Here is a 13,378-nt window from a genome sequence, read left to right as displayed (position 1 = left end):
GCAAATAAACATAATTTTACAGCACCGTCCAAAGCATTTTTCTAAAATTTTTCTATAAAATTTTCAGCCACTTAATTCTCAATAAATTAAGCTTAAAAAACACTTTATTTCAAAATTTCAAGAGCCGATGGAGGGACTCGAACCCACGACCTGCTGATTACAAATCAGCTGCTCTAGCCAGCTGAGCTACATCGGCCTTTACGCTACTTTTTTAGCATAAAAAAGTCCGCTATTTCTAACGGACTGCAAATGTATATAAATTATTTCTTTCACAAAACAATTATGTAAAAAAATATTTAAACGTGAGCACTTAATTTTTCCTTGCGTTTAATTAATTGTCTTTGTAGCGATGAAGCACATTCATCCACGCATTCTTCAAACTTCTTACATGTTTTTTTTACCATAATATCCCCGCCGGGTATACTCAATAAAATTTCAGTTATTTTATTATCCTTTCCGCTTGTGTTCTGGACCTTTAAAAAGACATCAGCATAGATAATTTTATCGTAATAATTTTCAAGCTTATCCAGTTTGTGTTGGATAAAATCAATTAATTTTTGATCAGCGTTGAAGTTAACAGACTGCACATTTACTTTCATCTTCTGTAAAATTAAATTAAACAATATTTTAGTCGGTCTTACTGTTCCTGGGATGCGCTTTTTGATGCACCTTACTAAGCTCTGCGATACTATTATGGGTGTAGACTTGCGTGGCAGCAAGACTGGAATGCCCAAGCAATTCTTTAACAGCGTTCAGGTTAGCACCCTGGTTCAATAAATGTGTTGCAAAAGAGTGCCGCAGGATATGCGGACTTCTTTTAATTTTGCCAGACACCTTACTAAAATAATTATTTATAATTCTATAAACAAGGCTTTCGTATAATTTAATACCATTTTTGGAAACAAACAGGTTTGGGGTCTTTTCCCTGGCTGTAACATCGGCACGCTTACCGATATAGATCTCAAGATTAGCAATCACCCCTGGCAGAAGCGGAATGATTCTCTCCTTCTGCCTTTTCCCCAGCACCTTGATATGCCTGCCGGCAAGATTAACATCATCAAGTTTGAGTTCAATAAGCTCAATACGCCTGATCCCGGTAGTATAAAAAAGCTCCACGATCAATCGATCCCTTAAGCCTTCAAAATCAGAAGTATCGATCTGCTCTAATACCTGGGTAATTTCAGCTTCCGAAAATGGCACCTGTATCTTAGACGAGGTCTTTAAAGCTTTATGCTTGGTCAGTGGTGAAAACTCTATATCCCCGGTTTTTTGTAAAAAACGGTAATAGGCTTTTAAAGAAGAAATCTTTCGGTTAATACTTCTATTGGAGACGCCCTGCTCTACCAGGGCCACGATCCAGTTTCTTATCTGCGGATAATGAACCTTGGCAAGATCCTTTTCTTCGAATTCATATAACATAAATTCGGAGAAGGATATAAGGTCCGCCTTATACGCGGTCAGGGTATTGGGAGAATATTTTTTCTCCAACCCGAGGTAATCTAAAAAGTGGGAAAAGGGCATAAAAAAAACTGTTGACAGACAAAGTTAGCAAACTTTAATCTATCAACAGTTATATTGTTTTTCCGAATAGCTCCGGAAAAATTCGATAATATCCTTTTACTAGATATCTTCCTGATCTCTCAAATGCTGGATGTACTCGGCTTTTTGATGCTGAGCTCTCTTGGCAACAGAAGGTTTCGTGAAATGCTGGCGGCTTCTCAGCTGGCGCATTGTTCCGGTTTTATCGAATTTTCGCTTAAAACGCTTTAGCGCTCTATCTATATTTTCTCCGTCTTTTACTGGTATTATTAACATAGTGTCATCACCTCCTTTCTTTAGGCTGCAAAGATAAATTAAATCTGAGAACCTACAATTATTATTTTATTTATTTCAAGGTTATTTTGCCGCTGGCTTATACTCCTTCTTGTCTATCACCATCTTGGCGATAATCTCCCTAAGAATCTCGGAGGTTCCTCCTCCAATTGGTCCTAAACGGCTATCGCGGAACATCCTTGCTAAAGGATAATCTTCCATATATCCGTAACCACCCAACATCTGGAGGCACTCGTAAATCACCTTATCGGCCATTTTAGTAGAAAGCAACTTAGACATACTGGCTTCTTTGACCACATATTGCCCATCATCAAGGCGTTTTGCGATAGAATAATTGAATTCTTTATTCATTTCTATTTCACTGGCCATATCAGCTACTGAATGTCTTAGGGCCTGAAATTTATCAATGGTCCTACCAAAGGCTTCCCTTTCACCCATATAATCAATGGCATAATCCAGGGCATACTCAGCACGGGCATGCGCATTGATCCCCATAATCAAACGTTCTAAGGCAAAATGCTGCATGATATAAGAAAATCCTTTTCCTTCCTCTCCCATTAGATTTTCAGCAGGAATCTCTACATCATCAAAGGCGAGTTCCGCGGTATCCGAAGCTCTCCAGCCCAGTTTATCCAATTTAGAAGCCGAGATCCCAGGAGTATCCCTATCCACTATAAAAATACTCATTCCCTTATTCCCCTTTTCAGGATCGGTTTTAGCTGCAATTACCAGGTAATCTGAATAAATCCCATTGGTAATAAAAGTTTTAGAGCCATTCAGAACATATTTATCACCTTTTTTAATGGCGGTACTTCGCATGCCTGCTACATCAGAACCTCCAAAAGGCTCAGTGATACACAGGCATCCTATTTTATCCCCATCAATACTTGGGGTGAGGTATTTTTTCTTAATCGCATCGTCTCCTTCTTTGTTTACGTGGGTCATCGCCAGGTAAGCGTGAGCCCACATGGCTGCAGCAAAACCACCGCTGTTTATCTTCTGAAGTTCTTCAAGAAAAATCACGGTATAGAAAATATCAAGTCCCATTCCGCCGTACTCTTCAGGCTGGTTCAGGCCAAAATACCCCATCTCTCCAAATTTCTTCCAGATAAAGCGGTCTATAGTTCCTGATTTTTCCCATTTATCGATATGTGGCACCACTTCTTTCTTTAAAAAGTCCTGAAAACTCTTTCTAAAAAGTTCGTGCTCTTCTGTAAAATACATTGTATTCATACTACTATTCTTTTTTTCTTTTCATATGCAGGAAAGCTACCTCCCGGTAACTAAAATAAACCCAATTTTTAATTCTAAGTTTATTCAGTTAGCTAATATTTGAAATGACGGATTTTTCCGAATAATCAATTTAAGGCCAAATATAATTGAATTCCATCGATTTTATCAGAAGGAAAACATTCTATTTCTGATAATTCTTTAAATAATATTAAAATATGAGTAAGCTGTCTTAAAATTTCTGTTGAAAATTCCATGAATTGCATACTACTCATTTCCAGCTATTGTCTTAAACTGATAATGAATTTTGTTCTACACAATATTCCAGCCAATGACGAAACAGGCCTATGCTCTTTTTCAGTACCTATTTCCTCAAGGTTAAATACGGCCTAATACTGTAGCAAATCCATCCCTATAGAAAAATCCCATTTTGTTTGTTCCTTATGAACACAAAATGGGATTTAATAGATTGTTTATTTCTTAAAGTTAGCTGGCTTTAGCCCCGGATGGTTTCTTAAACAATTCCCCGGCCTTTAATTTTCTCGAATATTCGTTTAGATCTCTTCTAACCTCACTAGACATTATATATAAACCAATAATGTTAGGGAAAGACATCGCTAAGATCATCATATCAGAGAAATCTAATACGGCTCCTAAACTAATCGAAGCTCCTACCACAACGAATATCAGGAATAATATTTTATATGCCAGTTCTGTCTTTTTACTCTTTCCGAATAAATAGGTCCACGAACGCATTCCGTAGTATGACCAGGAGATCATGGTTGAAAATGCGAACAAGAAAACTGCTAGTGCCAATACATATGGGAACCAGGAAACCACACTTGCAAAAGCATCTGAGGTTAACTGTACTCCACCTACTCCCTGCACCTCGTGCATACCGGTAAATATCAATACCAAAGCAGTTAAGGTACATACCACAACGGTATCTATAAAAGGCTCTAATAAAGCTACAAAACCTTCCGATGGCGGATGGTTTGTTTTTGCTGCCGAGTGGGCGATAGCCGCAGATCCAACACCTGCCTCGTTAGAGAATGCTGCACGTTGGAAACCAACGATAAGCACACCTATTACTCCACCTTTAAGTGCCGTGGCATTAAAAGCACCATTATAGATCGCAGCAAATGCCGGACCTATGTTTTCTATATTTATAAAGATTACCGTTAAAGCTCCAAGTACATACACCACTGCCATAATAGGCACTACTTTACCTGTTACTTTAGCGATACTTTGAATACCTCCGATAATCACAACTCCTACAAGAATAGCTATGGCAATTCCGAACCAAAATCCATTTCCTACTAAGAAAGAAAACTGACCCGAAAGGATTTCAAATGACTGGTTGGCCTGGAACATATTTCCACCTCCAAAAGAAGCTCCGATCCCAAGAACCGCGAAAAATGCAGCAAGGAATTTCCCTAAACCACGCATATTTCTTTTTTCCAGTCCGTAACGTAAGTAATTCATAGGTCCACCAAAGATTCTTCCTTCAGAATTGATAAAACGATATTTTACACCCAAGGTACACTCCACAAACTTTGAAGCCATCCCGAGCAGACCGGCAATTACCATCCAAAAAGTCGCTCCTGCACCCCCAAGGGATATTGCAACGGCCACCCCTGCGATGTTACCAAGTCCTACTGTTGCAGAAACTGCGGTTGCCAAGGCCTGGAAGTGTGTAATACTTCCTGGAGCATTCGGCTCATCGTATTTTCCACGTGCCAGATCTATCGAGTGTTTAAATCCTTTAAAGTTGATAAAGCCCATTTTTACGGTAAAAAATGCAGCTCCAAAAATTAACCACACTACAATAAATGGAATATCGTGAGTAACGGGTGTCCCGTTAGGATTGGTCAGGATCTCTGGCTCGTCAAATTGTATTTGAGCCAGCATATGGGCATTGGTTTCAATAAGGTCAGAACTGCTTTGGTAATCCCAGATCGTTTCTCCTTCCTCTGCAAGGTAATCAACTGTTCCGGTAGCGTTGGCATATACATTTAAGTCCCCATTATTTTGTGAACTCACAATAGCAATAAGATCACCTTCTTCGACATGAGCGCCCTGTTCTACCCTCCATTCTTTTAAAGTATATACATCCTGTGCGTCTGCACTCCAATCCGGGGTTGGTACATTTCTTTGTTCAGCATATACCTTAGGATCGTAAATTCCGATTGCAGAAAACGGATCCCAAAACAGCACCGACGTCATTGCTTCAACGATTGGTACAAAAGTTCCGTTAAAATGCTCGGTGATAGCTTCCGCCTCTATCTGAAAACTTTTTGTCACCGAATTGCCCTGGCTATCGGTTACTACAACTTTGTAAGGAACCCCTTCCGTTAGGTTTTCGGCCCGGGAAGATTCTAAAGACGTTTCAGGATTTGACCATTGATAAATATATGGGGGTTCTCCTCCTGTTACTTCAAGGTCTACAAAACCATTATTAATAATTCTTGAAGGGTTGCCAACTTTGGCCTGTACATCAAGTTCTTGTGCATTAATTGTGAAAATTGAAAACAAAAAGAACATTGAAAGCAGATACTTTCTCATATAGAATATTGGTTGTTAAGTTTAGAATGAATATTTCCGCGAAGCAAGATGCTAAAAAAATAGGCTTTATCAAATTTTTACAAGTTAAAATGTAAAGATACTGTTAAATAAAAATTGAATAAACCCTTCAAATCAGGTTTAAAATTGCAAAAAATGCATCTTAAAGCGGTTTAAAGGTCAAAAACCGAAGTTCTTTTAGTATAGACCAAATCCTTAAGTTTTAGCCAAAAAGCCAGAACTAAATAAACTATAAACCAGGATCCCAAAGTAAAAAACGAAGCATAGATAAAGAATAAGCGCACACTCTTAGCACGCATCCCCAATTTGTCGGCCATGCGCGAAGACACATAGAAGCCGTGTCTTTCAAAAAAATAACGAATATTGTGGACCATCTTCTGCATTAGTACAAAGATAGGATTTTAAGTTTTTATGAGTTTAATGAAAAAATTCGTATTTACAGTACAATCCGCGCTCCTATTCCCGCTGGAAAATTAAACCTATTGAATAATGACATAATAAAGATGTAAGGTGGATGAAGATTTATTTTTCGTTTTAGATTATTCAAGAGCCGCAAAGAAGCCTTCCAAATTATGTTTGTTAATTAATTTCGCCAATTTATTACAATCTACATTTTGGTTACCTTCAAAAACATTAAAACACGGCAAATTCAAACCTAAGTAACTATTAAATATTCTAGGGGTATACATAATCCTGAATAAATTTAAGTAACTTATATTTATAAATTCAAAAAATACTTATCTACCCAAAGCGGTACTTCTTCAGTTTGAAAAGTAACTTTTTTGCCCTGATAAACATCGAGTATTAATTTCGAGGTATTTTCACTATTATCAAAAATAAATGACCGGTAAGAATTTTCTATTGCTTTCGGCAGTAGTTCAAGACTTCTGTAATATCGTTGTTCTGTTTTCTCGGGAGGCACATTATGACCACCGCTCTTCACACGCTCTTCAACCCTCGCTTTATTAATTTCTACATTCTCTGTACATATAAAATATAAGTAGTTCTTATAACCTAATTTCTTGGCTTTCTTTAGTGTTTCTATTTTAGAAGGATGTGACATTACCGTTTCAAATGTAATTTTTTGACCAGCCTGAATTAATTCGGTTCTTAAAAAATCCGTAAGAATTGAAGCCTCATACGAATGCGTGGCATTATTAGGGTTAGATATTATACCATTTTGGCAATTAAGGTCTATGCTATAACCTTGGGAAGAAGCTTTTTGGAAAAGAGAATGATTTTGAAGAAATTTATTAAATTTTATTCCGTGGGATTCACTAAGGTTAAATGCCTTTAAGGACAACTGGTTCCGGTTGCGCAGAAGATTCTCAATCTCATCGGCATTAAGATAAATACCCAGACTAAATTGCGAACGTATTTTATTAAAAATGGTACTTTTTCCGGAGCCATTAGGACCTGCAAACATTCGCAATCTTTTGCTGGCCATAATAAATTAAGGTATGGTAATTGTTTTTCCTTTTTGTACTGACTTTCGAGGTGCTAAGGTTTGAATAACTTCAAAACTTCCATCCTTTTGTTTGCGAATTACTTTACCATCTTCTACTTCGATAATACTCTCTGAAATCGCTATAGCCTTATGATAAGCCTCATTTGTAGCACTAGCAGCAATCGCTCCTATAAAGGAAAGATCTCTATCATCTTCCAACACTTTAAACCTCCTATTTTTTACGCCAGGCTTTAAAGCTGCCTTTCTTAATTTATATTTTCTATTATTTTCCATTTGCACTAAGAAACTAAGTTATAAACTTACAATTTTTCGAGGATTTATGCAAACAAATTACTGTTGTAAGCTAAGCATTCTGGATCATTATTATTGGCATTGGGTTTACTTTCAAATGCTTCGAAGAATAAAGGTATTATCGAATATATTATACTATTCAACCGGTTCAACCTTCTTGACCTCAACTACTTTTCCTCTGGATGGTAAACCCACACTATTCATTTTAGATGTAACCCGTATAGTAATATGAACTTTGTCGTATTTTGGTGTAGAAAAGTTTAAAAGCTTATCAATACTATTGTATCCGAAAGCCTTAGCTAAAAGAGAAATATGCCTTGTACCATATTTTTGAGGTTGTAGTAGAGATTCGACATTACCTACAAAGCTTTTATTTAGCCCCATCTTTTTACTTAGTTCCTCTTGGCTAAACCTTCCTTCCCTCAATTTTTTTATGTGGAGCATTAAGTGATAGTCAAATTCTGCCATTGTTATAACCTTAAGTTCCTCTACCATCAATTAATTTTTTTTACTCCACTATAGTGGGTTATTTAAAAAGTTTTTGTATATTTGATCCCAATAGTATTAGCGATAATTAAGAGAGTGAATTAAATTCTCTCAAAACGATGTCAGTCACAGTAGAAAACCGCTAAATTTCCATGTGAGCTGATCGTGGAGTCGCCTAATATTGGATTTTATCGTATTTTCGTAATAAATCCAATAAGGCGTTCTCCATGTTAGCCTCTGTGGAACCATGATTTAATCGTGGCGGCTCTTAGCGGTGCCACTACCAGAGCATTGGAGTTCGTCCTATTGGTATTCTTACCAATCATGAATCCCTTCGTGCTTCTTTTAAACACATCGTTTACATAATCTACGACTATGAAAACGAGAAAAATAAATATCTTAAGGCGTACATACCATTCATTAATGGTAAAGTTCTCTCACTCGCTTCAAAGCAGTAAACCACAGCCCCTATCCCTACAATTGATATCAAAAAACATTAAATGCGCCCCAGAATAATGAGGGCGTAACCGGTAGCAAAAAGCTCTGCCTTTTGCCCGGTTATACCGGTCCGCTACCTGTGCAAACTACATAGGCGTTGCACATGGGATAAGACCACTACATTATATGGTTATTCGCAATGCTATAAATGTAATAGGTTTTACCTATTCGTGCAAATCTAAAATTTGCATTCTTAGGTGAGCAGGGCCGGTTTTTGATACTTTATAAACTAATATACACTATAATTTATTTCAGGCCAAAGCGGCCAACGGTTCAATATCGCAGCTGTATTCACTAATTCCTCGCTTGCGGGAGCAGGAAAAATCTCTTAAACAATCCCGTGGGTTGCCGTTGTAAGCCCTATATTTTTCAACGGCTTTTGGGCGGGGCTCCACTGGAGCCTTGGGCAAATAGTATTGGTTAATAGGTTTTAGTGAAACCGGTATTTGGGCACCGGTTTAGAATAAAAAAAAATTGTTTATGAAAATAAGAGCAAATTAGCCTTAAGCAGAGGACCTTCCCCTAAGATTGCCGTCTGGTGGGGAAGGCCTAGGCTTAAATAAAACAAAGTTTCATTTAAATCACACGTAAAATTATGAAAAATAATTACTCGCGCCTTAAATGGGTGGCGCTAATTATTCTTGGCGGGATAATATTCTTTCTGTCAAAGTCTGCAAACGCAGCAATAATCTCTTCCCCTCTCTTACAACAGCATGAAATTTCGGGAATAGTAAAAGATGAGAAGGGAATTTCTATTCCCGGTGTAACAATTACAGTTAAAGGTACTTCACTAGGTAGTGTAACCAATTTGGATGGGGAATATACCATTGTAGCTCCAGAAAACGGGACTTTGGTGTTCTCTTTCATAGGTTTCAAAACCCAGGAAATTGATATAGATGGAAGAGAATTAATCAATATCCAACTGGAGGAAGATATTGCAGCACTTGGTGAAGTTAAAATAAATGCCGGGTATTATAATACCACAGAGAGAGAAAGCACGGGAAATATTTCTAAGGTTACGGCCGAGGAGATAGAATTTCAACCTGTAGTAAGCCCTTTACAAGCATTACAAGGTAGAATGGCCGGGGTAGAAATTACTCCCGGTGGAAGTGTCCCCGGAACAGCTTCCACAATAAGAATTAGAGGTATAAACAGTTTACGGGATGAAGGAAACTTTCCGCTTTATATTATTGATGGAGTACCTATTAATTCCAGCCCTGTTGAAACAAATTCCATGATAGGTAATGCCGGTTTTGATCCACTCAACAACCTAAGTGTTTCAAATATTGAAAGTATTGAAGTTTTAAAAGATGCAGATGCCACCGCTATTTATGGATCTCGAGGAGCTAACGGGGTTGTATTAATAACTACCAAAAATGGGAAACAAAGTGGAACTGGTTTAGAAGCCAGTATATATTCAGGGGTAGCAACAGTGGCTAATCGATTGGACTTATTAAATACAGAAGAGTATTTACAAATTCGAAGAAGAGCTTTTGAAAATGATGGAGTTGAGCCTACAGTGAATAATGCATATGACCTACTTGTTTGGGATCAGGATCGATATACAGACTGGCAAGATTTTCTCTTTGGGGGAAATGCAGAAACCACTAATGCCAATCTTTCTTTTTCAGGAGGGAGCGATAAAACTTTCTTTAGGTTAGGTGGCTCATATTTTTCACAGGGTACGGTTTATCCAGGAGAAAATAGCTATAATAAAATAACTGGAAATCTTAACCTAAACCATTCCTCTAAAGATGACAAATTAAAAATTAATTTTTCTGCTAATTACGGGGTAGATATGAATGACCTTTTCTGGAGCAATAGCTTAAGTTCGTCAACTGTTTTGCTGCCCCCAAATGCACCTGAAATCTTTGCGGAAGATGGTAGTTTAAATTGGGAAGAATGGGCAGTATCAGATTTAGAAAATCCTCTAGCCGGTTATTATAATCGTGGCAGAACAAAAACCAGTAATATATTGTCAAACCTTGGTTTATCGTACCGGGTGTTAAATAACTTACTGGTACGATTAAATGCTGGTTATACATATTTTGAAAGTCAGGAGTTAATGAAACGCCCGGGCAGATCATATAATCCAGCAGAAGGAGAACCTAACAATTCCTTTCATTTAAATTCCCATAGAAGATCCTGGATTCTGGAACCTCAGTTAATCTTTAATGATAGTTTCGGTAATTTCAACATAGACGCCATAATAGGTGCCACCTTTCAGGATAATACAAATAGCCAGCTGAGATTCCAAGGAGCTGGATATGTAACGGAATCCTTAATTGGAAATCTAGATGCAGCTGAGCGCGTGATAAATGCCTCAAGCCAAACAAACCAGTACAGGTATGCAGCAGTCTTTGCACGGATCGGCACTAACTGGAAGAAAAAAGTATTTATAAATTTCACCGGCAGACGTGATGGCTCTTCGCGCTTTGGTCCGGAAAATCGTTTTTCGAATTTCGGCGCAATAGGTGCCGCTTGGATTTTCACTGAGGAAGAATTAATTGAAAATGCACTGTCATTTCTTTCATTTGGAAAGTTAAGGGGTAGTTATGGTACTACTGGAAATGACCAAATTGGCGATTACGGATACCTGGATGCATACGAAGCAACTCCTGGCCCTGGAGGATTATACCCAGTTTCCTTGGCTAACCCCTCATTTTCATGGGAAGTCAACAAAAAGCTGGAAGCCGCACTAGAATTAGGTTTTTCTAAGGACAAACTGAACCTTGGGATAAGCTGGTATCGTAACCGTTCTTCAAACCAATTGGTAGGATATCCCTTACCTGCTATAACAGGATTCAATACCGTACAGGCCAATCTTCCTGCAACTGTAGAGAATAGTGGATGGGAAGTGGAATTATCTTCTTTAAATTTCCACACAGATGATTTTCGCTGGCAGACTTCATTGAATTTTAGTATCCCAAAAAACAGATTAATAAGTTATCCGGGAATTGAACAATCTTCTTACGCAAATACTTATCGGATTGGCCATCCTGTAAATATATCTCTATTGTATCAATATGAAGGAATTGATCCAGAAACGGGGTTATACAAGGTTATGGATATTAACGATGATGGAAGCTTTGATTATGAAGACCGGGTAGTAATCCAGGATTTAACCAGAGAATATTATGGCGGAATAAATAACAACCTTAGTTTTAAAAATTTTACCCTCCAATTTTTATGGCAGTATATAAAACAGGAAGGTATTGCTTCCTTTTTTAATGCCGGTAGACCTAGTAATCAACGGGATATAGTTTTAGACGCTTTAAATTCAAACGAAGATTTCCAACGAATTTCTCAGCTACCATCCTTCAGCCAAGCTTATAACAATGTCCTAAATTCGAATTTACCTATTCAGGATGCTTCTTTTTTACGGTTAAAAACACTTTCGATAGGATATAATTTACCAGAAAGTCTTCTACAATCTTTCAGATTAAGGGATGGAAAAATTTTTATTGCGGGCCAGAACCTGCTTACAATCTCTCCTTATTTAGGTCTAGATCCTGAACTGTCATATTCGAATACTTCATTTGCAAACCTGCGTACACTAACTGCCGGTCTTCAGATTTACTTTTAATTATAAAAATTATGATCATGAAAAAAAGAATAAAACAGATAGTTGTCATTTTTATCGCATCCATTTTGATTGGCTGCGAAGACTTTGTGGAGGTTGATGCTCCCGATTATAAAATTATAAGAGATGATGTTTTTAGTAGTGAAGAAACAGCTAAAAGCGCTATGAAGGGAATCTATAATGAATTATTCAGGACGTCTTTTAGTAATGGAACGCAGTATGGGGTGACAGTTTTAGGTGCCCTCTCAGGAAACCTCCTTAAAAACATCAGGGAAACGAACCTTACCCGAATGGAATTTCAACAGCACGAGATTACTCCTGAAAACACTTCAAACCTATTTCTTTGGACCAGTGCCTATAATATGATTTATATTACAAATGCTTTTTTGGAAGGATTACAATCATCTGAAAATATTAGTTCTGAGGTTAAAAATAAGTTGAAGGGAGAGGCCAAATTTGTTAGAGCATTTACCTATTTCTATTTAGTTAACCTTTACGGAGATGTTCCTCTTATACTCACAACCGACTACAAGCGGAATGAACTTGCTTCCCGATCTTTTCCTGAGGAGGTGTATACTCAAATTATCTTGGATTTAGAGGATGCAATTGAAGTTCTTCCAGATGATAATAATATAAGCACACAGGTCAATAAGTATACAGCAATGGCTTTACTTGCTAGGGTCCACCTCTACAACCAAGAGTGGCTAAAGGCCGAAGAATTGAGCAGTCAGGTTATTTCGGATAACTCCTATGTATTACTAGAAGAGTTGAATGACGTTTTTCTGGCTAACAGCCAAGAAGCTATATGGCAGATCTCCCCTGCAGGAAGAGGAGCGGCAACAACACATACTAATGAAGGTAATTTTTTTATCATAGATCCTGTTTTTTCATTCTTGGCAAGTGTAAAATTAGATGAAAATTTTACAGAAAATTTCAGTGAGGATGATCTTCGATTGTCAAAATGGATCAGCTATAATGAAAGCCTTAACGCCTACTTCCCTTTTAAATACAAAATATGGAATAGTAATGAGCAGCCAATTACAGAGCATTCTATGGTGCTACGATTAGCCGAACAGTATTTAATAAGGGCTGAAGCCAGGCTTATGCAAAAAAATTTTACCGGTGCAATAGAAGATATTAATACAATACGAAATAGAGCAGGCCTGGCACCACTTTCCAATACGGATAATCTCGAAACTGAAGTACTCCTTGATGAAATAATGGAACAACGTAGCAAAGAATTATTTACCGAATGGGGTCATAGATGGTTAGATCTTAAGAGAACAGGCAGGTATGAACATATATGGGAGAATAATCCATTATGGGAAGAAACGGATCTGCGCTATCCTATCCCAGCAGAGGAAAGAATAAAGAACGCTAACCTAACTCAAAACCCTGGATATTAA

Annotated in this window: 11 protein-coding genes and 1 tRNA gene; 2 read left to right on the top strand and 10 right to left on the bottom strand. The window is 37.6% G+C overall.

Going from position 1 to position 13,378, the window contains the following annotated elements; all coding sequences use genetic code 11:
• Nucleotides 1-122: 122 nt before the first annotated feature.
• From DET49_RS06895 to DET49_RS06850, 10 genes are all read right to left on the bottom strand, one after another.
• A tRNA-Thr gene (locus DET49_RS06895) sits at nucleotides 123-196 on the bottom strand.
• A 100-nt stretch (nucleotides 197-296) separates the two neighbouring features.
• On the bottom strand, nucleotides 297-599 hold the full coding sequence (gene hpf / locus DET49_RS06890) for a ribosome hibernation-promoting factor, HPF/YfiA family (protein ID WP_133547368.1): 303 nt from the start codon (nucleotides 597-599) through the stop codon (nucleotides 297-299).
• Nucleotides 600-627: 28 nt separating this feature from the next.
• Entirely contained in the window at nucleotides 628-1,521 is an 894-nt protein-coding gene (locus DET49_RS06885; RefSeq protein ID WP_133547367.1) for a tyrosine-type recombinase/integrase, read from the bottom strand.
• A gap of 99 nt (nucleotides 1,522-1,620) precedes the next feature.
• Entirely contained in the window at nucleotides 1,621-1,815 is a 195-nt protein-coding gene (rpsU, locus tag DET49_RS06880) for a 30S ribosomal protein S21 (protein ID WP_070055026.1), read from the bottom strand.
• 81 nt (nucleotides 1,816-1,896) lie between these two features.
• Entirely contained in the window at nucleotides 1,897-3,066 is a 1,170-nt protein-coding gene (locus DET49_RS06875; RefSeq protein ID WP_133547366.1) for an acyl-CoA dehydrogenase family protein, read from the bottom strand.
• A 483-nt stretch (nucleotides 3,067-3,549) separates the two neighbouring features.
• Complete coding sequence (locus DET49_RS06870; RefSeq protein ID WP_133547365.1) at nucleotides 3,550-5,628, bottom strand: amino acid carrier protein; 2,079 nt, start codon at nucleotides 5,626-5,628, stop codon at nucleotides 3,550-3,552.
• 170 nt (nucleotides 5,629-5,798) lie between these two features.
• Nucleotides 5,799-6,029: a PspC domain-containing protein gene (locus DET49_RS06865; RefSeq protein WP_133547364.1), complete on the bottom strand. Its 231-nt coding sequence runs from the start codon at nucleotides 6,027-6,029 to the stop codon at nucleotides 5,799-5,801.
• A gap of 335 nt (nucleotides 6,030-6,364) precedes the next feature.
• Nucleotides 6,365-7,093 carry a zeta toxin family protein gene (locus tag DET49_RS06860; RefSeq protein WP_133547363.1) on the bottom strand — a complete coding sequence of 243 codons (729 nt, stop codon included), beginning with the start codon at nucleotides 7,091-7,093 and terminating at the stop codon, nucleotides 6,365-6,367.
• A 6-nt stretch (nucleotides 7,094-7,099) separates the two neighbouring features.
• Nucleotides 7,100-7,387, bottom strand: coding sequence for a hypothetical protein (locus DET49_RS06855; RefSeq protein ID WP_133547362.1), 288 nt, complete (start codon nucleotides 7,385-7,387; stop codon nucleotides 7,100-7,102).
• A gap of 153 nt (nucleotides 7,388-7,540) precedes the next feature.
• Nucleotides 7,541-7,900 carry a helix-turn-helix domain-containing protein gene (locus DET49_RS06850; RefSeq protein WP_133547361.1) on the bottom strand — a complete coding sequence of 120 codons (360 nt, stop codon included), beginning with the start codon at nucleotides 7,898-7,900 and terminating at the stop codon, nucleotides 7,541-7,543.
• Between the two features lie 1,084 nt (nucleotides 7,901-8,984).
• Here DET49_RS06850 and DET49_RS06845 point away from each other — a divergent pair.
• Together DET49_RS06845 and DET49_RS06840 are read left to right on the top strand one after the other, a co-directional pair.
• Entirely contained in the window at nucleotides 8,985-11,975 is a 2,991-nt protein-coding gene (locus tag DET49_RS06845) for a SusC/RagA family TonB-linked outer membrane protein (RefSeq protein WP_133547360.1), read from the top strand.
• A 17-nt stretch (nucleotides 11,976-11,992) separates the two neighbouring features.
• Nucleotides 11,993-13,378: a RagB/SusD family nutrient uptake outer membrane protein gene (locus tag DET49_RS06840; protein ID WP_243729561.1), complete on the top strand. Its 1,386-nt coding sequence runs from the start codon at nucleotides 11,993-11,995 to the stop codon at nucleotides 13,376-13,378.

The sequence above is a fragment of the Salegentibacter sp. 24 genome, from assembly GCF_004362395.1.
Taxonomy (GTDB): Bacteria; Bacteroidota; Bacteroidia; order Flavobacteriales; family Flavobacteriaceae; genus Salegentibacter.
Note: the sequence above shows the minus strand (reverse complement) of the source record. Positions and strands in the feature narration are given on the sequence as shown.